Raw genomic sequence first — 21,599 nt, forward strand, 5'->3', positions numbered from 1 at the left:
CAAGGAGGCTCAATCGTGATCCACGTCGAGGATCTGCGGGTCACCTTCACCGGGAAACGGCAGGTCGAGGCGGTACGCGGGGTCGACCTCACGATCGGCGAGGGCGAGTGTGTCGCGCTGGTCGGCGAGAGCGGCTCCGGCAAGAGCGTGACCGCCCGCAGCCTGGTCGGACTGGCCGGTCCGAACGCGCGGGTGCAGGCCGGCACGTTCACCGTCGACGGCCGGGACGTGCGCGGTTTCGCCGCCCGCGAGTGGCGCCGGCTGCGGGGCCGGTTCGCCGGGCTGATCCTGCAGGACGCCCTGGTCTCCCTCGATCCGCTGCGCACGGTCGGCGCGGAGATCGGCGAGGTGCTCCAGACCCACGGCATCGGCGACCGCCGGGACCGTGCGCACCGGGTCCGGCAGCTGCTCACCGACGTGCACGTGCCGGAACCGGACCGGCGGGCCCGGCAGTACCCGCATCAGCTGTCCGGCGGGCTGCGGCAGCGGGCGCTGATCGCCTCGGCCATCGCCGGCGGGCCACGGCTGCTGATCGCCGACGAGCCGACCACGGCGCTCGACGCGACGGTGCAGGCGCAGATCCTGGCGCTGCTCGCTGAACGCCGGTCCCGCGGCGAGACGCTGCTGCTGATCAGCCACGATCTGGCGGTCGTGGCGAAACTCGCCGACCGGGTGCTGGTCATGAAGGACGGGCGGATCGTCGAGGGCAGCGACACCCGCACGATCCTGGTGAGCGCCGGTCACCCGTACACCAGGGAATTGATCTCAGCGGCGACCGGGCGACGGCGCGCGACCACCACCGAGCCCGGCGACGTCGTCGCCGAGGCCACCGCGCTGCGCAAGGTGTACGGCGACCGCACCGTAGTGAAGGATTTCGGTCTGACGATCCGCCGCGGGGAGATCGTCGGGCTGGTCGGCGAGTCGGGGTCGGGCAAGACCACCGTGGCGCAGCTGCTGTTCGGGCTGGCCGAGCCGACGTCCGGGCATGTGCGGTTCGAGGGCGCCGACTTCAGCGGGGTGCCGGAGCGGGTGCGCCGCCCGGTCCGCCGCCGGCTGCAGCTGATCGCGCAGGATCCGCTGTCGGCGTTCGACCCGCGGTGGACCGTGCGGCGCATCGTCGGCGAGGCGCTGCCCCGCGGCGAGGACCCGGAACCGTATCTGGAACGGGTCGGGCTCGGCGCCGACGTGCTGGACCGGTATCCGCGGCAGCTGTCCGGCGGGCAGCGGCAGCGGGTCGCGGTGGCCCGGGCCATCGCCCCACGGCCGAGTCTGATCATCTGCGACGAGCCGGTGTCCGCCCTCGACGTGTCGGTGCAGGCGCAGGTCCTGGACCTGCTGGCCGGCATCCGCGAGACGGACGGGACCGCGCTGCTGTTCATCTCCCACGACCTGGGTGTGATCCGCGATCTCGCCGACCGGGTCCTGGTCATGCAGGACGGCCGGGTCGTCGAACAGGGCCCGGTCAAGGCCGTCTTTGACCACGCCGGCCACGAGTACACCCGGGCGCTGCTCGACGCCGTGCCCACATTGGAGGTAAGCCGATGACATTGCATCTCGCGGTCGCCCTGGCCGGGGACTCGTTCGCCGCCGAGGACTGGATCGGCCAGGTCCGGCAGGCCGACGAGGCCGGGCTCGACTTCGTGACGTTCGACGACCACTTCGGGCGGCACGGGCCGGACGCGGTGCAGGTCGCCGCCCGGGTCGCGCCATTGACCCGGCACGTCGGCCTGGTGCCGGTCGCCACCACCACCCACACCGAGCCGTTCCACCTGTCGACCGCGCTGGCCACCCTCGACTGGGTGAGCCGGGGCCGGGCCGGCTGGCAGGTGCGGATCTCGGCGGACCCGGCCGAGGCGGCGCTGCTCGGCCGCCGCGCCCCGCTGCCCGTCGAGGACCTGATCGCCGAGGCCGGCGACGCGATCGAGGTGGTCCGGCGGCTCTGGGACAGCTGGCAGGACGACGCGATCATCTCCGACGTCGCCACCGGCCGGTACGTCGACCGGGAGCGGCTGCACTACATCGACTTCGAGGGGAAGCACTTCTCGGTCAAGGGGCCGTCGATCGTGCCGCGGCCCCCGCAGGGCCAGCCGGTGATCGCGGCGCTCGCGCACTCCCCGCAGATCTGGGACGCCCTCGACGCCGACGTGTTCTTCGTGACGCCGTCCGACGCAGGCGACGCGGCCCGGATCGTCCAGCGGATCGTCCCGGAGAAGAAGATCTTCGTGGACCTGGCCGTCGACGGGACCCGCACCCCGCGACAGCTCGCCGACCTGATCCAGAACTGGTGGATCGGCTCCGGGATCGACGGGTTCCGGCTGCACGTCGCCGACGTCGCCGACGTCACCGGGGAACTCGTCGCGGAACTGCGCCGCCGTGGCCTGTTCGAGCCGTCCACCAAGCCGGTGCTGCGCGAGCGCCTCGGCCTGCCCGTCGCCGTCAACCGCTATCAGGAGGCCGGACGTGCCTAAGCAGATCATCCTCGCCGCGCACTTCCCGGGCGTGAACAACACGACCGTGTGGAGCGACCCGCGCGCCGGCAGCCAGATCGACTTCGGCTCCTTCGAATACCTCGCGAAGACCGCCGAACGCGGGCTGTTCGACTTCTTCTTCCTGGCCGAAGGGCTGCGCCTGCGCGAGCAGCGGGGGCTGATCCACGACCTGGACGTGGTCGGCCGGCCGGACACCATCACGGTGCTGACCGCCCTGGCCGCGGTCACCGAGCACCTGGGGCTGGCCGGGACCCTCAACGCCACCTACCACGAGCCGTACGAGCTGGCCCGCCAGCTGGCAACCCTCGACCACCTGTCCGGCGGGCGGGCCGCGTGGAACGTGGTCACCTCGCCTGGCGCGTTCTTCGGGGCGAACTTCCGGCGCGGCGGGTTCCTCGACCATGCGGACCGGTACGTCCGGGCCGGGGAGTTCATCGAAGCCGCCCGGGCGCTCTGGGATTCCGACGGCGGCGACTTCTCCTACCGCGGCGAACAGTTCGACATCTCGGGCCGGTTCGGGGCGCCGCGCAGCCCGCAGGGGCATCCGATCATCCTGCAGGCAGGTGACTCCGACGGCGGCCGCGAGCTGGCCGCGCGGCACTCCGACGCGATCTTCTCCCGCCACCACCAGATCGACGACGCCCGGGTCTTCTACCGTGACGTCAAGGACCGGCTCGCGAAGTACGGCCGGGCCGAGGACAGCCTGAAGATCATTCCGGGGGTGTCCTATGTGCTCGGCGACAGCGACGCCGACGCCCAGGAGAAGGCCCATCACATCCGGCGCCGGCAGGTCAGCCCGCAGACCGCGATCCTGCTGCTGGAGCAGCTGTGGAACACCGACCTGTCCGGCTACGACGCGGAGGGGCCGCTGCCGGACATCGACCCGGTGCTCGACGAGGACGACACGATCATCAAGGGCCGCGCCGGCATGTACCCGGACCGGCTGAAGACCGCCGCCGAGTGGCGGGCCCGCGCCGAGGCGAAGAACCTGTCGATCCGGGACCTGATCATCGAGGTGACCGGGCGGCAGAACTTCATCGGCACGCCCGAACGGGTCGCCGCGCAGCTCAACGAGTACGTGCAGACCGGCGCGTGCGACGGTTTCATCCTCGTCTCGCACCTGACGCCGGCCGGACTGGACGACTTCGTGGACCAGGTGGTCCCGCTGCTGCAGGAACGCGGCGTGTTCCGGACCGAGTATTCCGGCACCACGCTGCGCGCGAACCTGGGGCTGTGATGAAGTTCCTGCTGCTCAGCCTGATCACGTACCTCGACCGGTCGAAGAGCGTCGAGCAGCGGCTGCGGGAGGTCGTCGACGCGGCGGTCCTCGGCGAGCAGCTCGGCTTCGACGGGTTCGCCGTGGGCGAGCGGCACGAGCGGCCGTTCCTGTCGTCGTCGCCGCCGGTCGTGCTCAGCCACATCGCGGCGAAGACGTCCAGGATCGAGTTGTGGACCGGGGTGACCACGCTCAGCCTGCTCGACCCGGTCCGCGCGTTCGAGGACTACGCCACCCTCGACAACCTGTCCGGCGGCCGGCTCCAGCTGATCATCGGCAAGGGCAACGGGGCGGCGCAGGCGCAACTGTTCCACGTGACCGTCGACGACCAGTGGGACCGGCTGCGGGAGAGCTACGACCTGTTCCGCCGGTTGTGGCGGGAGGAGAAGGTCACCTGGGCCGGGAAGTACCGGCCGTCGCTCACCGACGCCGAGACCTGGCCCCGGCCGTTGCAGAACCCGATCACCGTCTGGCACGGCAGCGCCACCAGCAGAGCGTCGGTCGACCTGGCCGCGTCCTACGGCGACCCGCTGTTCTCGGCCAACGTCACCAACCCGATCGAGCCGTACGCCGAACTGATCGACCACTACCGGGAACGGTGGGCGCACCACGGCCACGACCCGGCCGCCATCCGGATCGGGGCGGGCAGCGCCGGCTTCTACGCCGCCCGCACCTCCCAGGAGGCGATCGACGTGTACCGGCCGATCTTCGAGGCCCGGCAGGAGGCGTTCCGCAGAGTCGGCGTGCAGCCGGTCTTCCACAGCATCGAGGACGCCGTGGAACGCAGCTCGATGCTGGTCGGCAGCCCGCAGCAGATCATCGACAAGGTGCACCGCTACCACGACCGGCTCGGGCACTCGGTCACCCATCTGAGCGCCGACACCGAAGGACTCACCGAGAAACAGAACCGCGCCAGCCTGGAACTGTTCGCCAGCGACATCGCTCCCGTGCTACGTCTCCTGAAAGGGCGGTAGCCGTGCCCGTACCCCTCTCGATCCTCGATCTCGCGCCGCTGGTCTCCGGCGGTGACGTGCCGGACGCGCTGCGCCGCACCCTCGACCTGGCCCGGAGGGCCGAGCAGTTCGGCTATCACCGCTACTGGGTGGCCGAGCACCATTTCACGCCGGGGGTGGCCAGTTCGCAGCCGGCGCTGCTGCTCGGGCAGATCGCCGCGGTCACCGGCCACATCCGGCTCGGCTCCGGGGCCGTGCAGACCGGCTTCCAGACCGGGCTGTCCATCGTGGAACAGTTCGGGCTGCTCGACGCGCTGTATCCGGGCCGGTTCGACCTGGGTCTGGGCCGGTCCGGGCAGGCGCGCACCGAGAAGACCGACGAGGCGCCGCAGACCGAACGCGTCGTCGACGGGCTGCTCATCCCCCGTCCGTTCTCCTGGGCGCCGATCTTCGCGTCCAAGCGGACCGCGCTCGCGAGCAGTTTCCTCACCCAGCCGCAGGCCGAGCCGCTCGGCCTCAACGACGTCCTCGACCAGATCTTCGCGCTGCTCGCCGGGCCGGTCGCCGACGACGAGGGCAACGAGGTGACCGCCACCCCCGGCGCCGGCGCGGACCTGCAGGTGTGGCTGCTCGGCAGTTCCGGCGGGGAGAGCGCCCGCACGGCCGGCGCGCGGGGGCTGCCGTTCGCCGCCAACTACCACGTCGCCCCGGCGAAGGTGCTGGAGGCGGTCGAGGCGTACCGGGAGTCGTTCGTGCCGTCGGCGGCGCTGGCCGAACCGTACGTGATGGTGTCGGCCGACGTGCTGGTGGCCGAGGACGACGCGACCGCACAGCACCTGGCGAAGCCGTTCGCGGTCTGGGTCCGCAGCATCCGCACCGGCCTCGGCGCCGTCCCGTTCCCCAGCATCGAGGAGGCCGAGGCGTTCGCCTGGACCGCCCAGGACCGGGCCATCGTCGCCGACCGGGTCGACACCCAGTTCGCCGGATCACCGCAGACAGTGGCAGAACGGCTGGAAACTCTGCAACGTGTCACCGGCGCCGACGAACTGCTGGTCACCACCATCACCCACGATCACCGCGACCGGGTGCGGTCCTTCGAGCTGCTCGCCAAGGAGTGGGCGGCCTGACCGATCCCCTATGATCGGCGAGTGCCGGGTATCGAAGATCATGAAGTTGCCAGCCGGCCCCGGGCGATCAGCCGTCCGATGCGGAGCCTCCTGGCGGGCTTCTACACGTCGGTGCTCGGCACTCAGATGACCCCGGTGGCGCTGGCGTTCGCGGTCCTTTCCAGCGGATACGGCGTCGCCGGGCTGGGCCTGGTGCTGGGCGCCGGCCGGCTGCCGGTCGTCGGGTTCGTCCTGATCGGCGGCGTCCTGGCCGACCGGCTGTCGCGGCGCACGCTGCTGCTGATCACCGACGTGGTGTGCGGTGTCAGCCAGGCGGTGCTGGCGATCTGGATCCTCACCGGCCGGGTGCCGCTGGCCGCCCTCATGGTCTTCGCCGCGATCGACGGGCTGGGCAGCGCCTTCTCCCGGCCCGCCCTGGCCGGCATCATCCCGTCGCTCAACGAGCCGGGCACCCTGCAACGGGCCAACGCGCTGATCGGATTCGGCCGCTCGGTGGGCCGGTTGCTCGGCCCGGCCGCCGGCGGCCTGCTCGTCGTCGCCTTCAACCCGGGCGCGGTGATCGCCATCGACGCCGCGTCCTACCTGGCCAGCGCGCTGTTCATGCTCGGCGTGCCACGTGACACCGCCGCGCCCCGGTCGCGGCCGTCCGGCCTGGTCGCCGACCTGCGCGAGGGCTGGGCCGAGTTCCGGTCCCGGCGGTGGCTGTGGACGCTGGTGGCCCAGTTCTCGCTGATCCACCTGGCTGTGCTCCCGGCGTACATGGTGCTCGGCCCGCAGATCGCCGCCGACGGTCTCGGTGGCGCCCGCGGCTGGGGGTTCATCCTCGGCGGGTTCGGGGCCGGCGCGGTCGTGGCCGGGCTGGTGATGGCCCGCGTCACCCCGCACTACCCGCTGCGCACCGGCGTGTTCGGGGTGTCCGGGTTCGTGCTCGCGCTGCTGACGCTCGCCGTCTCCGCCCCGCTGCCGGCCGTCATCGCCGGCGGGTTCGCCGCCGGCCTCGGCATGGGCGTCTTCGTCACCCTGTGGGAGACCAGCCTCCAGGCCAACGTGCCCCGCGAGGTGCTGTCCCGCGTCGCGGCCTACGACTGGTTCGGCTCGCTGGTGACCTTGCCTCTCGGCTACGCGCTGGTAGGGTTCGCGGCCCCGGTCGTCGGAGTCGTGCCCCTGCTGGTCATCGGCATCGCCGTCATCATCGCCACGAGTCTCGCCGTGCTCGCCCTGCCCGACGTGCGCAACCTGACCAACCCGCAGCCGACGACCTGACCCCTGGAGGTTCCGATGGCCCGCCGCTGGATCCGGCCGCGACGCTGGTCGCCGCCCGCCCGCACCGAGGCGCCGGCCACCGGGCCGCTGCGGGTGCGCCGGCTCATCCCGACCGGCGGGACCGGGCCCGAGGACGTGGTCTTCGACGCGGCCGGCCAGGTGGTCACCGGGCTCGCCGACGGGCGGATCGTGCGGATCGACCCACACAGCGGGGAACACATCGTGCTCGCCGACACCGGCGGACGGCCTCTTGGGCTGCACCCGCGCGCCGACGGCGGGCTGCTGGTCTGCGACCACGACCGGGGGCTGCTCGCCGTCGCGCCGGACGGGACGATCGAGGTGCTCGCCGACACGGTGGACGGCGCGCCGATCACCTTCGCCAGCAACGTCGTCGAAGGCCCGGACGGCACGATCTGGTTCACCACGTCGACCACCGAGTGGAACCTCGACGACCATCTCGGCGACGTGTTCGAGCATTCCTGCACCGGCCGGCTGCTGCGCCGCGACCCGGACGGGACGGTCACCGTGCTGCTCGACGGGCTGAAATTCGCCAACGGGCTGGCCCTCACCGCGGACGGCTCGGCGTTGCTGGTGGCCGAGACCGCAGGCTATCGGATCCGGCGGTACGGGCTCGACGGCGCCGAATCGATGCTGGTGGAGAACCTGCCCGGATTCCCGGACAACCTGTGGCTCGGCAGTGACGGGCTGCTCTGGGCCGGGATCGCCGCGCCCCGTGACGCGCTGCTCGACCGGATGCTGCCGCTGCCCGGGTTCCTGCGGCTGCTGGTGTGGAACCTGCCCGAGGCGGTGCGGCCCAAAGCGGTCCCGGTGGCCTGGGTGATGGCCTTCGACGCCGACGGCCGGATCGTGCACGACCTGCGCTCCGACGACGGCGGGTACGGGTTCGTCACCTCGGCCGCCGAACACGACGGAACCGTGGTGGCCGGCAGCCTGACCCGGCCCGAGATAGCCGTCCTGGACCGCCCCGGCCCGGCGGGCGCGCCGCGGCCGTGACGGGCCGCCTGCCTCGCGTGGCCGGCCCGGGACTGTCCCGCTGCTTGTGGGGCGCGGTGGCTCGTCCAAAAGAGTGATTTATCGGTTTTGAAGATTTTCCTGGCTTTTTGCGGATCACCCTGGTCGGGTGGAGATCCGGCAGCTCAGCTACGTCGAGGCGGTGGCCCGCTACGGCGGATTCACCCGTGCGGCCGGCCGGCTGCACGTCGCCCAGTCGGCGGTGTCGGCGCAGGTCCGGGCCCTGGAGATCGAACTCGGGGTGACCCTGTTCGCGCGGACCACCCGCAAGGTCGCGCTCACCCCGGCCGGCGAGATGTTCGTGGCCCGGGCCCGCCGCATCCTGGCCGAACTGGACGGCGCCCGCGGTGAGATGGCCGAGATCACCGCGGTGGTCAGCGGCCGGGTCATCATCGGCGCGACCGCCGGCCTCGGGCCCTACGACCTGGCGGCGGCGCTCGCCTCGTTCCGGGAACGGCACCCCGGCATCGCGGTGCGGCTGCGGTCCGGGCGGGTCACCGGGCTGCTCGGCGCCTGCGACAACGGCGAGCTCGACCTGGTCGTCGGCCCGGTCCACGCCGACCTGCCGCCCCGCTTCGACGCGGTGCCGCTCGCCGACGACCAGCTGCTGCTGGCGCTGCCGCCCGGACACGCGATGGCCCGCGGCGGCCGGCTCACCCTCGGCGAGGTCCGCGACGAGCCGTTCGTCAGCATGCCGCCGGGCAGCGGCCTGCGCTGGATCCTGGAGGACGCGGCCCGGTCGGCCGGATTCCTGCCCCGCGTGCACTTCGAGACCCACAGCCTGGACGGGGTCCGTGAGCTGGTCGCCGCCGGGCTCGGGGTGGGCCTGCTGTCGCGGGCGGTGGCCGAGATCCCGGCCGGGCCGCCGATCGAGGTGCGCCACCTGCACCCGCCGCCGGCCTGCCCGCCGATCGGCGTGATGCGGCAGCGGGACCGGATGCTCGGTCCCGCCGCCCAGTCACTGCGTCACCACCTCGTCGAAGCGGCCGGCCTCTCGGTGGAGGTCCTCCAGTAGGGTCACTTACCTTCGATCGGCAGGCCCGGCGGGTTGACCTCGGCCTTCGTGACCGCCTCGTTGGTCAGGTTCCAGCGCTCCAGGATCTTGGCGTAGTCACCCGACGCGATCAGCCTGTCGAGCGCCGTGGCGTACGCCTTGACCAGCCCGTTGTCCTTCTTGGTGGTCAGCGCGATCAGGCCCTGCAGGTCCTTGCCGGCGCCGGAGTAGGTGCCGGCGATCTCGGTCTGGCCGGTGGTCGCGACGTGGTAGGCGGCCGACGGGCTCGGGCCGAGGTGGACGTCGATCTGGCCGGAGCCGAGCGCCAGGTAGACGGCCTGGTTGGTCTGGTAGTACTTGATCTCGACCGCGGGCAGGCCGGCCTTCTTCACCTCTTCGGCCCACTCGACCAGGATCTTCTCCTGGTTGGTGCCGGAGCTGACCGACACCTTCTTACCGGCGATGTCCTTCGGTTCGGTGATCTTGAGGCCGGCGCCCTTCTTCGTCAGCCAGGCCAGGTTGTCCAGGCGGTAGGTGACGAAGTCGTACTTGAGCTTGCGCTCCTCGGTGACCGTGATGTTCGACGCGCCGAGCTGGTATTTGCCGCTGTCCAGACCGATGAACAGGTTCTCCCAGGAGGTGTTCTCCAGGACCGGCTCCAGGCCCAGCGTGCTCGCGATGGCCACGGCGATGTCCGGCTCGTTGCCGATCAGCGTCTTGTTGTCGGTCGCGGCGAACGCGAGCGGCGGGAAACCGGATCCGGCCGCGCCGACCCCGATGATCAGCTTGCCGGACGCCTTCACGTCGGCGGGCAGCAGCGCCGCGGCGGCCTCGTCCTTGGCCGGCCGGATCCGGTTCTGCTCGGGTGTGAGGTTCAGCGACCCGGCTGCCGCGGCGGCCGACGGATCGGCCGCCGCCGCGGGCTTCTCCTCCGGTGCGGCGCAGGCGGTCAGGCTCAACGTCACGGCGGCAAGAGCCACAATCCATTTCGTACGCACGAAAGCTCCAGTTTCCATGAAGAGGCGGGGGGTCAGACCAGGACCTTGGACAGGAAGGCCCGGGTACGTTCGTGTTTCGGGTTGTCGAGGACCTCGGCCGGGGCGCCCTGCTCGACGATCCGGCCCTCGTCGATGAAGACGACGGTGTCGGCGGCCTCCCGGGCGAAACCGATCTCGTGCGTGACCACGATCATCGTGGCGCCGCCGGCGGCCAGGTCACGCAGCACGTCGAGCACCTCACCGACCAGCTCCGGGTCGAGCGCCGAGGTCGGCTCGTCGAAGAGGATCAGCTTCGGCTCCAGCGCCAGGGCACGGGCGATCGCCACGCGCTGCTGCTGGCCGCCGGACAGCTGACGGGGGTAGGCGTCGGCCCGGTCGCCCAGTCCGACTCTGGTCAGCAGGTCGCGGGCTCGTTCGTACACCTGCGTCTTCGGTTTGCCCTGCGCCGAGATCGGCGCCTCGGCGACGTTCTCCAGGGCGGTGAGGTGCGGGAACAGGTTGAAGTTCTGGAAGACGAAGCCGATCCCGGCGCGCTGCTTGAGGATCTGCCGTTCGCTCAGCTCGTGCAGCCGGTTGCCGGCCTGCCGGTAGCCGATCAGCTCGCCGTCCACCCGGACCCGGCCCGAGTCGACCTTCTCCAGGTGGTTGATGCTGCGCAGCAGGGTCGACTTGCCGGAACCGGACGGGCCGAGGATCACGGTGACGGTGCCGGCCTTCGCGGTCAGGGAGACGCCCCGCAGCACATGCGCCCGGCCGAACGACTTGTGGACGTCGGTGATCTCGATCATCTGCGGATCGCCGCCTTGAGCCTCTGGACGGGAGTGGGCGGCAGACTGCGGACCGCGCCACGGGCGAAGTGACGCTCGGTGTAGTACTGGAGGATCGACAGCAGCGCGGTGAGGATCACGTACCAGACCGTCGCGACCATCAGCAGCGGCACCACCCGCCCGTTGCGGCCGTAGATCACCTGGACCTGGTAGAAGAGCTCGCCGATCGCCAGGATGTACACGATGGACGTGCTCTTGAGCAGGTTGACCAGCAGGTTCGCGGCGTTCGGCAGGATCGCGCGCATCGCCTGCGGCAGCACGATCCGGTAGAACTGGCGCCACTTCGGGATGCCGAGGGCGGCCGCCGCCTCGTGCTGGCCGGCGTCGACCGACAGCAGGCCGGCCCGGATGATCTCGCCGGCGAACGCCGCCTCGTGCATCGACAGGCCGAGCAGCGCCGCCCCGAACGAGCTGATCAGGCTGACCGTCGGGAACGAGACGCCAGGCCCGAACGGGATGCCGATCTGCAGGGTGTCGTAGAGGTAGCCGAGGTTCGCCCAGAACAGCAGCTGCACCAGCAGCGGCACCGACCGGAACACCCAGATGTACGCCCAGCTGACCGTGGACAGCACCGGGTTGGGGGAGAGCCGCATCGCGGCCAGCGGGATGCCGCCGAGGAAGCCGAGGACCGCGCTGCCCAGCGTGAGCAGCAGGGTCAGGCCGAGCGCCTCGACGACCGACTCCTCCAGGAAGTAGCCGAAGAACGTCGCCCAGTCCCAGCCGGGGTTGGTGACGAGCCCGTGCACGAACTGGGCCAGCAGCACCAGGACCAGGGCGGCGCCGGCCCAGCGCCAGGGATGCCGGGCCGGGACGACGACGAGGTCGTCGACGGTTTCCTCCCGCCGTTGCGGGGTCAGGACGGTCATGCCGTGAACGCTAGGCACGCCGCCTTATAGCCCACAATGCCTATCAGGAATATATGTTTAAAGACATCGTTGCCTCTGTTGCGGGTATTGCCTGTAACCCCATAGATGCGATAGGAATAGCGGGCATTCGTCGGGCAGTCCTGCCAGGAGATTCCGTGACCACCACCCTTGCCCCCGCGCCACCGGCCGCACCGCCCGCGCTCACACCCAGCGGCGGCCTGCGCCGCCGGCTCGCGCTGCGGCTGCTCGCGCTGGCCGTGCTCTACGTGCTGTGGGAGGTGACGGCCCGGGTGATGAACAACCCGACCTTCATCCCCGCACCCGGTGCGGTCTGGGATCAGCTGATCACCACCTCGACCACCCACGACGGGGTCCGCGGATACAGCGGCCACCTGCTCCTCGAACACCTCGGCGTCAGCCTCCGGCGCATCCTGATCGGCTCGGCCATCGGCGTCGCCGGCGGCCTGCTCATCGGCGTGCTCCTCGGCACCGTCAGCTGGCTGCGCGTCGTCGCCGAACCGGTCATCACGTTCGTCCGGGCGCTGCCGCCGCTCGCCTACTTCAGCCTGTTCATCATCTGGTTCGGCATCGACGAGACCCCGAAACTGTGGCTGCTCTCGATCGCCGCCCTGCCGCCGGTCGCCGTGGCCACCGCCGCCGCCGTCCACAATGCGCCGACCGGCCTGGTCGAGGCGGCCCGGGCCCTCGGCGCCGGCCGCTGGCAGAGCATCCGCGACGTGGTCCTGCCCAGCGCGCTGCCGGAGATCTTCACCGGTGTCCGGCTCGCCGTCGGAGTCGCCTACTCGTCGGTCGTCGCCGCCGAGACCATCAACGGCGTGCCAGGCATCGGCGGCATGATCCGCGACGCCCAGCGCTACTCCCAGACCGACGTGGTCGTCCTCGGCCTCTTCGCCATCGGCCTGTCCGGCCTGCTCATCGACGCTCTGTTGCTCACCGCCGAGAACAAGCTGATCCCCTGGCGCGGACGCGCCTGACATCGTCACTTCCGAAGGAACCTCTTGTGAAGAAACTCCTCGCCCTCGCCTCCGTCTTCGTTCTGGCCGCATGCGGCAACGGCGCCGCCAGCGGTGGCGGCAACCCCGAAGAGAAGTCGATCCGGATCGCCTACCAGGCCTTCCCGTCCGGTGACCTGATCGTCAAGAACCAGGGCCTGCTCGAGAAGGCGCTGCCCGACTACAAGATCACCTGGACCAAGTTCGACTCCGGCGCCAGCATCAACACCGCGTTCGTCGCCGGCAGCCTCGACATCGCGGCGATCGGCTCCAGCCCGGTCGCCCGCGGACTGTCCGCCCCACTGAACATCCCCTACCAGGTCGCGTTCGTCCTGGACGTGGCAGGCGACAACGAGGCCCTGGTCGCCCGCAACGAATCAGGCGTCACCGACGTCGCCTCGCTGCGCGGTAAGAAGGTCGCCACCCCGTTCGCGTCCACCGCCCACTACAGCCTCCTCGCCGCCCTCGACAAAGCCGGCGTCAAGGAGTCCGAACTGACCATCGTGGACCTGGAGCCGCAGGACATCCTGGCCGCCTGGACCCGCGGCGACATCGACGCCGCCTACAGCTGGCTGCCGTCACTCGACGAACTGAAGAAGACCGGCAAGGTCCTCGTCACCAGCCGCGAACTGGCCGCCGGCGGCAAGCCCACCCTCGACCTCGGCGTCGTCTCCACCGCGTTCGCCACCGCCCACCCGGAAGCCGTCGACGCGTGGCGCAAGGTCGAGGCGCAGGCCCTGACCGTCATCGCCACCGACCCGGACGCCGCCGGCAAGGCCGTCGGCGCCGAACTCAACCTCTCCGCCGACGAGGCCAAGGCCCAGCTGTCACAGGGCGTCTTCCTCAAGCCGGCCGACCTGTCGTCGCCGGAATGGCTGGGCACCGAGGGCGCTCCCGGCAAACTCGCCGACAACCTGGTCAGCGCGGCCGAGTTCCTCAAGTCCCAGCAGAAGATCGACGCCGTCCCGACCCTGGCCGACGTGCAGAAGGCCATCTACGTCAAGGGCCTGCCCGGTGTCCTCAGCTGACGCCACCCGGCTCGCCGACGACGACACCGTCACCACGGCCGAGGCCATCAGCATCGACGCGGTCACCCACTCCTACGGTGACGTGACCGCGCTCGGGCCGATCGACCTGACCGTCCCCCAGGGCGAATTCCTCGTCCTGGTCGGGGCGTCCGGCTGCGGCAAGAGCACCCTGCTGCGGCTGATCGCCGGCTTCGAACAGCCCACCAGCGGGACCATCCGCACCGGCGGGACCGCACCGGAACCCGGCCGCGGCGCCGGACTGGTCTTCCAGCAGCCACGGCTGTTCCCCTGGAAGACCGTCGGCGGCAACATCGCCCTCGCCCTCAAATACGCCGGCCAGACCGCCACCCCGGCCAAAGTGGACGAGTTGCTCGCCCGGGTCGGACTGCACGACGTCGCCCACCGGCGCACCTGGCAGATCTCCGGCGGCCAGCAGCAGCGCGTCGCCATCGCCCGCGCGCTGGCCGTCGACAATCCCCTGCTGCTGCTCGACGAGCCGTTCGCCGCCCTGGACGCGCTCACCCGCGAGAAGCTCCAGGACGACCTGCGGCAGGTCAGCGCGTCCACCGGCCGGACCAGCGTCTTCGTCACCCACAGCGTCGACGAGGCGGTGTTCCTCGGCAGCCGGGTCGTGGTGCTCACCCCACGACCCGGGACGGTCGCCCTCGACCTGCGGATCGACCTGCCCCGCACCGGCATCACCGCCGGCGAACTCCGGGCCCGGCCGGAATACGCCGCGCTGCGCGCCGAGGTGGGCCACGCCATCCGAGACCGGGCGACCCCCTGAACCCGCGTGGTGACCTGTGGTGCGGATTGCGCCGCGGGTCGCCACGCTGCCGGGGTCAGGCCTTCTTCACCAGGACCTTCTTGCCGGAGGCCGTCACCGTGTACGCGACCGACTTCTTCGTCCACGGGTTCGTGGCGTACACCCGTACACCCGAAGTGATGTTCTTGACCTTGACCACGTCGACGCCGCCGGCCGCCTGGTTGGTCTCCGACGCGTCCCGCCGGGTCAGCTTGCGCAGCGTCGCCACCTTGACCTTGCCGCCCTTGGCCGCCCGGCGGGTGTCGGCCGCGCCGCTCACCGCCGCGTTGCGCACCATCCCGGACATGTCCAGGTAGGCGAGCCCTTTCGTGAACGTCTTCGCGTCGACCGTCACACCGGCCTCCGGCAGCGTCACCGTCTGCGGGCCGTACGTGTAGTCGAGCTGCTGCGACAGCGTCGCCTCGTCCTCCTTGAACTCGGTCGACGCCGACGTCAGCACCGACGAGGCATCGGTGTGCAGGGTCACCGTGCCGATCGACGAGTCCCGGAAGGTGTAGTCCGCCGAACCGTCGTCGTGCAGCGTCTTCGTGCCCGAACCGGCGCCCTCGGCGGCTGCCGGGGACACCAGCTCCAGCGGCGTCGGCGCGTCGTCCTCCAGCGTCAGCGACGGGTCGGCGGTGAACGTGAACGTCGCCGCCGGCCGGCCGATCATCTTCAGCGCCGCCTTCGAACGGCTGTCGTCGGAGATCGACTCGTAGCCACCGGCGCCCTCGTCCAGGAAGACGCTCGCCGTCGGCTGCCCCTGCACCGCGAACGACGCCGTCAGCAGACCGTGCTCCCGGTCCGTGACGACCGTCTGCCAGCCGGTCGCCGTGGTGCCGCCGAGCGTGAGGCTCAGGTCCAGATCCGAGGTCCAGCCCTGCGCCGAGGCGGTGTCGGTCGCCGCGGCCACCGCCTCCACCGCCGCCTTCATCTGGGCCGCGGACAGTTCGGTGGTGGTGTCGGCGGCATACGCGGCGGCCGGGGCGACCAGAAGGCCGGCGGCGACCGCGGCGGAGGCGAGCAGGATCGCGGGACGAGACAGCACGGACATGCGAGACCTCGGAGGATAGCGGGGGAGGGGCGCCGCTAGGATCGGCCGCCCGCCCCGCCGGATGAGGAACTTCCGCCCCGCAATGGCGCGCTATGGCTTGCGGGCCACCGCTCCGTACTCGTCGACCTCGCGCAGGTCCTCGCCGGCGGCGTCGGCGGCCGGCCGCCACTTCGAGCACGGGACGAGACCCGGCTCCAGAACCTCGAGACCCTCGAGGAACCGGGCGATCTCGTCGGGGTGGCGCAGGTGGTAGCCGAGCGGCGCGTTCGCGTTCCACACCCCGATCGCCTCCTCGAACGCCGGCCCGTCGATCACGTTGGTGCCGTCGGCGGTGAGGAAGTAGCTGCCCGACGGCAGCCGGTCGAGCAGCCCCCGGACGATCGCGACGGCCTGATCGATATCGGGCACGTGACCGAGGATGTTCATCAGGATCAGGCCGACCGGCTGGGTCAGGTCGAGCGTCTCGGCGGCCGCCTCGAGGATCTTCTCCGGGTCGTGCAGGTTGGCGTCGACATAGTCGGTCCGGCCCTCGGGCGTGCTGGTCAGCAGGGCCCGCGCGTGCACCAGGACGAGCGGGTCGTTGTCGACATACACGATCCGGGTGTCGGCGGCCGCGGCCTGCGCCACCTGATGCGTGTTCTCCGCGGTGGGCATGCCGGTGCCGATGTCCAGGAACTGGCGGATCCCCGCCTCTTTCACCAGAAAGGTGACAGCCCGCTTCAGGAACGCCCGCGAATGCCGCGCCACCACGGTGATGTCCGGGTACAGACCGGCGAAGTCGTCACCGACCGCCCGGTCCACCGGGAAGTTGTCCTTGCCGCCCAGCCAGTAGTTCCACACGCGCGCCGAGTGCGGCACGCTGGTGTCCAGTTTGGCGGCAGCGTCACTGTCGGTCATGGATACGGCTCCCGTCGGCGGGCTTCGCGGTTGGCGCAGAGCATACGCCGCCTGCCTGACGGGTCCACACCGGACGGTCCGCCCGGACGGATCCTCGCGGCTGGCCGGCACCGCTGTCTCGGCGAGGTTGAGACAGCGGCGACAGCCGGCCGTGTTGTGGTCGCGGCGAGGGCCGGCCGTGTTGTGGTCGCGTTGAGGGCCGGCCGGCCCGGCGGGTCAGGCGGGGATCGGGCGCAGGAAGCGGGCGTCCAGGTCGGCGGCCGGGACCGGCCGGGCGAAGTGGTATCCCTGGGCCGTGTCGCAGCCCAGGCCGCTGAGGGCGGCCGCCGTCCGGTCGTCCTCGACTCCTTCGGCGACGACTGTCAGGTTCAGGTTGTGGGCCAGGTCGACGGCCGAGGCCACCAGGGCGTGACTGGACGAGTCGGCGACCATGTCGGCCACGAACGAGCGGTCGATCTTGAGTTCGTCGACCGGCAGGAGCTTCAGGTAGGTGAGCGACGAGTATCCGGTGCCGAAGTCGTCGATCGACGTCTTCACCCCGAGGTCGCGGATCTGGCGCAGCGCCTCGATGGTGGTGGTCGGGTCGGAGAGCACGGTGTGTTCGGTGATCTCGATGCAGAGCAGCTCACCCGGCACCCCGGCAGCCGACAGCAGGGTCGCCAGCCGGCCCGGGAACGACTCGTCGAGCAGGCTGCGGGTGGAGACGTTGACCGCCACCGGCACCCGGTGCCCGGCGTCGAGCCAGGCGCGGGCCTGTTCCAGGGCGATGGTGAGGACCCGTTCGGTGAACGGGTGGATCAGGCTGGTGGTCTCCAGCACCGGCACGAACTGGCCGGGCGGCACCGGGCCCCGGGTCGGGTGGTGCCAGCGGGCCAGCGCCTCGACCCCGGACAGCGAGCCGTCGGCCAGGGACACCTTCGGCTGGTAGTGCAGCGTGAACTGGGACGCGTCGGTCAGGCCGCGCCGCAGATCGCCGAGGAGGGTGAGCCGGTCGGCGCTGTCCTGGCCGGTGTTGCCGCTGAACCGGCGGAAGCTGTCGTGCTGCTGCTTCGCGTCGTGCATGGCGCTGTCGGCGTGCCCGAGCAGGGTGCTGACGTCGTCGTCGGCCGCGGCGGTCGCCGCGCCGATGCTGATCTCCAGGTCGACGGTGATGTCGCCGAGCTGGAAGGGCTCGTCGAAGGCCTCCCGCAGGCGCGCGGCCACACACTCGGCCCGGTTCGGGTCGAGGTCGCGCAGCAGGATGGCGAACTCGTCGCCGCCGGTACGGGCGACCACGTCGCCGTCGCGGACGACCGCGGACAGCCGCCAGCCCGCCTCGGCCAGCAGCCGGTCGCCGATGTGCGGGCCGAGCTGGTCGTTGACGTGCCGGAACCCGTTGATGTTGACGGTCAGCACGGTGATGCCGGGCGCCGTACGGGCCGGCCGCGCCGCAGTCAGCGCCCGGTGCAGGTGCGCGGTGAACGCGGCCCGGTTGGGCAGCCCGGTCAGCAGGTCGGTGGCAGCCATCGACTCGACCTGGCGCCGGTGGGCACGGGTGTGCCAGCCGAACAGGCCGAGCGCGAGCAGGCTGAGCGTGAACGTGATGATGCTGCCCCAGAGCAGCCGGTGCGAGTCCTGCCGGGCGGTGTCCTGGTTGCGTTCGTACCGCTGCTGGTATCGGTCGCGCAGTTGCAGCAGCCGTTCGGTGTTGCGCTGGTGGCTGGGCTCGATGAGGGTGTCGAGGGTGCTGATCGCCTTGTCGGTCTCGCCACGTTCGAGCATGTTCAGGAACCAGATGATGTCCTGGCGCAGGTTGATCTGCCGCTGGGCGATGGTGCCGGCCTCGGCCGCGTCGCCGGTGTCGGGCGCCGCGCCGGCGATCGCCAGGGTGGCCTGGTGCGCCTGGTCGTCGACGGCGAGCACCCGCTGACGTTCCGGCCCGGCCGGGTTGTCGGCGGTCGCCTGGATCAGCGACATCTCGTACGCCGAGAGGTAGGCCGCCTCCTGGTAGGCGGTGACCCGGTCGCCGTCGCGGAGGATGTCCTCGACGATGGCCGCGTGCCGCCCGCTGTCCACGAGCGAGTATCCGGACAGCATCGCCAGCGAGCCGACGAGCGTGCCGAGCACCCAGCGCCGGGTCCGCCGCAGCCGGCCCTCGTCTGCGCCCTTCATCCGCCCACCACCCGGTTCCGGCCGGCGCGCTTGGCTTCGTACAGCGCTTCGTCGGCGAGTTTTTGCAGCTGATCGGGGTCGGCATGGGTGACTGGGGCGCCCGAGGCGACGCCGACGCTGACGGTGACGATGCCGTTGTCGGCGAGCGCGTGCGGCTCGGCCAGGTGGGCTACCGCACGGCAGGCACGTTCGGCGACGATGTACGCGTTCTCGGCCGCCGCGCCGGGCATGACGATGCAGAACTCCTCACCGCCGTACCGTGCGACCAGGTCGGTGTTGCGGACGCTGGCCCGCAGCGCCTCGGCGACCAGCCGCAGGCACTCGTCGCCGCCCTGATGGCCGTAGTGGTCGTTGTACTTCTTGAAGTTGTCGATGTCGATCATGGCGACGCCGATCGGCTCACCGGACCGGTGCGACCGCCGCCACGTCTCATCGAGGAACGTGTTCAGCTTGCGCCGGTTCGGCAGCCCGGTCAGCGGGTCGGTGACGGTCAGCAGCTCCAGTCGCTGGTTGGCCTCGGCCAATTCCTCGGTACGTTCCGTGACCGCCCGTTCCAGCGACGCGTACACCTGCGCGTTCTCCAGGGAGACGGTGAGCTGCCCGGCGATGAGCAGCACCGCGTCCAGCCGGCCGGCCGAGAACGCGCGCCGGCTCAGCCGGTTCTCCAGCACCAGCACGGCCCGCGGCTGCCCGTGCCCGATCACCGGCACCACCAGCAGCGAGCAGTGGTCCAGCCCGGCCAGGTACGGATCCCGCCCGACCCGGTCGTCCAGGGTCACGTCGTCGACCAGCATCGGCTCGCGGGTGCGTTCGGCGTACCGGATCGCGGTCAGCGGCAGCAGCCCCCTCTCGGCGGCCTCCTCGGCGCTGAGCTCGGGCCGGTCGCCGTCGGCCGGCAGCACCCAGCGGCCGGCCCGGTCGTCGTGCAGCACCACGTGCACCGCGGTGGCGCCGGTCATCGCGCCGAGCACCTGCTGCACCCGCACCCGCAGCCGGTCCACGCTGGTCTCCGAGCTCAGCGCCCGGGCCGCTTCGAGGACCGCCATCAGGTCGATGACCTCGGTGGACAGATTGATGCTGTGTGAGCCGCCGTGCGTGCCGGGGCGGGCCGTGGCGGGGGCGGTGAGAGCCGAGCCGAGCGCCGGGTAGGCCCGCTTCATGGCGTGCACCTTCGCGGCGGCGCCCCATCGGGCGTACCCGGGAAGGGCCTCGCCGAGCAGCCGGGAACCCACGTGCTCCAGCCCGTTGTCCAGGTAGAACCGGGCCGCCAGCTCGGTGATCAGCGGCCCGTGCCAGGACCGGCCGGCCGTCGCCGCGTCGGACATCGCCTCGTCGTAGGCGGCCGCCGCGGCCGTGAAGTCGCCGTGCACGGCCGCCCGGGTCGCCTCGGCCAGCCGGTGCAGGTGCCGGAAGTTGCCCGGCTGCCCGGCGGCGCGCGCGGCCAGGAAGTCGCGCCCGCGGTCGAGCGCGACCAGCGCGGCGTCACGGTCGGCGCCGGTGGTGGTCCGGGCGGTCGCCGCGGCCGCCAGCACGGCCAGCACGTTCGCGGGCACGTGCAGGTAGACGCCGGGGACGGCCTCGATCAGCGGCGTCGTCGCGGCGCTGTAGCGGATCAGCGCCGCGTCGTCGCCGAGGATCGCCGCCACCAGCGCCCGCATGGTGGTGAAGTACCCGGCCGCCGCGTCGTTGCCGTCCAGCGTGTCCAGATACGCGTCGTCGAAGTCGCCGGTGCCCTGAAGGGTGCGCACCACCATGTCGGCGGTCACGAACATCGCGGTGTCGTGGCCGGCGCCGATCCGCTCCCCGAACGCCATCGCGGCCTGCGCCTCCCGCGCGTACGGCTCGAGGTCGGCCGAGCAGTCCAGCATCTGCGGCACCGACGCGTAGTACGTGTAGAACGCGTGCCGCAGGTCGCCGCCGCGCAGCAGCCCGTCGCGGGCCTCGTGCGCGGTCCGGATGCTGCTCTCCAGCGGCTCGAACCACGGGGCCGTCGCCACCGAGTGCAGGAACTTCACCTGCGACGTCTCCGGCTCGTGGCCGTGTTTCAGCCCGGTCGCCAGTACGTGCGTGGTGGCCCGGTACGCGGCGTCGTAGTCACCGCTGCCGGCGATCGTGACGACCCCGAGGTTGCCGAGCACCCCGGTCAGCGCCGCGCACACGCCCTGCCCGGCCCACAGCTCGGCGGCCTGCGCCACCAGCCAGGCCATGGTCATCCGGTCGCCGAAGAACGCCGCCGGGGCCAGCCGGTTGATGACGTGCGCGGCGGCCAGCAGCCGCGGGTCGGTGATCTCCGGGCGGTCGGTGTCGCCGGTGGTGGCCAGCCAGCCGTAGAAGGCGGCCATGCCGGCGCCGATCCGTGGGCCCATCTCGGCCGGCCCGGACGGCACGTCGATGCCGAGCCGGGACAGCGTGTCCAGGCCCAGTTCCAGCGCCTCGGCGAGCATCCGGCGGTTGGTGAGGGCGCCCAGCTGCTCGGCCACCGGGCCGGCCAGCCGCACCGGGTCGGTGACGGCCGCGGCCAGATCGGCGAAGACCCGGTCGGCGTCGTCGAACCGGCCCAGCGCGCACAGCGCCGCGTGCCAGGCGGCGCGCGTCTCGGCGTACCCCTCATCGATCTTGTCGACCAGACGGGCCGCGACCGCGAGATGAGCCTCGGCCGACGCATGGTTGGCGACCAGCCGGGCCGCCGCAGCGGCCTTACGCAGCAGCGACGCCGCGGCGCGGCGCTCACGCTGACCGGCTACCTCGCCAAGTACGTCACCAAGAGCACCGAAGCCACCGGCGCGACGCACCGACGGCTCGACGACCTCGCCGTCGAGCTGCACG

18 protein-coding genes are annotated in these 21,599 nt (G+C 71.5%); 11 read left to right on the forward strand and 7 right to left on the reverse strand.

The genetic code is table 11. The features are described from left to right. Nucleotides 1–15 precede the first annotated feature (15 nt). The 8 genes from AB0E94_RS42080 (at nt 16) to AB0E94_RS42115 (ending at nt 9,155) form a co-directional block, all read left to right on the forward strand. The gene (locus AB0E94_RS42080) at nt 16–1,545 is read left to right on the forward strand and encodes an ABC transporter ATP-binding protein (protein WP_360338469.1); all 1,530 of its coding nucleotides are present in this window, start codon (nt 16–18) and stop codon (nt 1,543–1,545) included. Beyond that, nucleotides 1,542–2,468 (forward strand): LLM class flavin-dependent oxidoreductase, encoded by a 927-nt coding sequence (locus tag AB0E94_RS42085; protein ID WP_360338472.1) that lies wholly within the window; start codon nt 1,542–1,544, stop codon nt 2,466–2,468. Before AB0E94_RS42080 ends, AB0E94_RS42085 begins: the two co-directional genes overlap by 4 nt. Next, the gene (locus AB0E94_RS42090) at nt 2,461–3,726 is read left to right on the forward strand and encodes an LLM class flavin-dependent oxidoreductase (RefSeq protein ID WP_360338475.1); all 1,266 of its coding nucleotides are present in this window, start codon (nt 2,461–2,463) and stop codon (nt 3,724–3,726) included. Before AB0E94_RS42085 ends, AB0E94_RS42090 begins: the two co-directional genes overlap by 8 nt. Beyond that, nucleotides 3,726–4,739 carry an LLM class flavin-dependent oxidoreductase gene (locus AB0E94_RS42095; protein ID WP_360338520.1) on the forward strand — a complete coding sequence of 338 codons (1,014 nt, stop codon included), beginning with the start codon at nt 3,726–3,728 and terminating at the stop codon, nt 4,737–4,739. The genes AB0E94_RS42090 and AB0E94_RS42095 overlap by 1 nt, the downstream gene beginning before the upstream one ends. Before the next feature lie 2 nt (nt 4,740–4,741). Further along, on the forward strand, nt 4,742–5,845 hold the full coding sequence (locus AB0E94_RS42100; protein ID WP_360338478.1) for an LLM class flavin-dependent oxidoreductase: 1,104 nt from the start codon (nt 4,742–4,744) through the stop codon (nt 5,843–5,845). Between the two features lie 78 nt (nt 5,846–5,923). Next, nucleotides 5,924–7,108 carry an MFS transporter gene (locus tag AB0E94_RS42105; RefSeq protein WP_360338481.1) on the forward strand — a complete coding sequence of 395 codons (1,185 nt, stop codon included), beginning with the start codon at nt 5,924–5,926 and terminating at the stop codon, nt 7,106–7,108. Nucleotides 7,109–7,123: 15 nt separating this feature from the next. Then, the gene (locus AB0E94_RS42110) at nt 7,124–8,122 is read left to right on the forward strand and encodes an SMP-30/gluconolactonase/LRE family protein (protein ID WP_360338484.1); all 999 of its coding nucleotides are present in this window, start codon (nt 7,124–7,126) and stop codon (nt 8,120–8,122) included. A 127-nt stretch (nt 8,123–8,249) separates the two neighbouring features. Further along, a complete protein-coding gene (locus AB0E94_RS42115; protein WP_360338487.1) occupies nt 8,250–9,155 on the forward strand; it encodes a LysR family transcriptional regulator in 906 nt (301 codons plus the stop codon). A 2-nt stretch (nt 9,156–9,157) separates the two neighbouring features. Here the strand turns inward: AB0E94_RS42115 and AB0E94_RS42120 are convergent, their stop codons facing one another. The 3 genes from AB0E94_RS42120 to AB0E94_RS42130 are packed head-to-tail and all read right to left on the reverse strand — an operon-like array spanning nt 9,158 to nt 11,825. After that, complete coding sequence (locus AB0E94_RS42120) at nt 9,158–10,132, reverse strand: ABC transporter substrate-binding protein (protein WP_360338490.1); 975 nt, start codon at nt 10,130–10,132, stop codon at nt 9,158–9,160. Between the two features lie 32 nt (nt 10,133–10,164). Continuing rightward, the gene (locus AB0E94_RS42125; RefSeq protein WP_360338493.1) at nt 10,165–10,920 is read right to left on the reverse strand and encodes an amino acid ABC transporter ATP-binding protein; all 756 of its coding nucleotides are present in this window, start codon (nt 10,918–10,920) and stop codon (nt 10,165–10,167) included. Next, the gene (locus AB0E94_RS42130) at nt 10,917–11,825 is read right to left on the reverse strand and encodes an amino acid ABC transporter permease (RefSeq protein WP_360338496.1); all 909 of its coding nucleotides are present in this window, start codon (nt 11,823–11,825) and stop codon (nt 10,917–10,919) included. Before AB0E94_RS42130 ends, AB0E94_RS42125 begins: the two co-directional genes overlap by 4 nt. 155 nt (nt 11,826–11,980) lie before the next feature. Here AB0E94_RS42130 and AB0E94_RS42135 point away from each other — a divergent pair, with 155 nt between their 5' ends. The 3 genes from AB0E94_RS42135 to AB0E94_RS42145 are packed head-to-tail and all read left to right on the forward strand — an operon-like array spanning nt 11,981 to nt 14,653. Further along, a complete protein-coding gene (locus tag AB0E94_RS42135) occupies nt 11,981–12,820 on the forward strand; it encodes an ABC transporter permease (RefSeq protein ID WP_360338499.1) in 840 nt (279 codons plus the stop codon). 26 nt (nt 12,821–12,846) lie between these two features. Beyond that, complete coding sequence (locus AB0E94_RS42140) at nt 12,847–13,866, forward strand: glycine betaine ABC transporter substrate-binding protein (RefSeq protein ID WP_360338502.1); 1,020 nt, start codon at nt 12,847–12,849, stop codon at nt 13,864–13,866. Further along, the gene (locus tag AB0E94_RS42145) at nt 13,853–14,653 is read left to right on the forward strand and encodes an ABC transporter ATP-binding protein (RefSeq protein WP_360338505.1); all 801 of its coding nucleotides are present in this window, start codon (nt 13,853–13,855) and stop codon (nt 14,651–14,653) included. The genes AB0E94_RS42140 and AB0E94_RS42145 overlap by 14 nt, the downstream gene beginning before the upstream one ends. A 55-nt stretch (nt 14,654–14,708) precedes the next feature. On the opposite strand, the gene AB0E94_RS42150 is transcribed toward AB0E94_RS42145, so the two are convergent. From AB0E94_RS42150 to AB0E94_RS42165, 4 genes are all read right to left on the reverse strand, one after another. After that, nucleotides 14,709–15,725: a hypothetical protein gene (locus AB0E94_RS42150; RefSeq protein ID WP_360338508.1), complete on the reverse strand. Its 1,017-nt coding sequence runs from the start codon at nt 15,723–15,725 to the stop codon at nt 14,709–14,711. A gap of 90 nt (nt 15,726–15,815) precedes the next feature. Beyond that, entirely contained in the window at nt 15,816–16,622 is an 807-nt protein-coding gene (locus tag AB0E94_RS42155; RefSeq protein WP_360338511.1) for an SAM-dependent methyltransferase, read from the reverse strand. A 216-nt stretch (nt 16,623–16,838) separates the two neighbouring features. Beyond that, nucleotides 16,839–18,773, reverse strand: a complete 1,935-nt coding sequence (locus tag AB0E94_RS42160) for a bifunctional diguanylate cyclase/phosphodiesterase (RefSeq protein ID WP_360338514.1) — start codon at nt 18,771–18,773, stop codon at nt 16,839–16,841. Beyond that, nucleotides 18,770–21,599: diguanylate cyclase (locus tag AB0E94_RS42165; protein ID WP_360338517.1), on the reverse strand; the 2,830-nt coding region annotated here is incomplete at its 5' end. The genes AB0E94_RS42160 and AB0E94_RS42165, both read right to left, overlap by 4 nt.

The sequence above is a fragment of the Actinoplanes sp. NPDC026670 genome, from assembly GCF_040638175.1.
Lineage (GTDB): Bacteria > Actinomycetota > Actinomycetes > Mycobacteriales > Micromonosporaceae > Actinoplanes.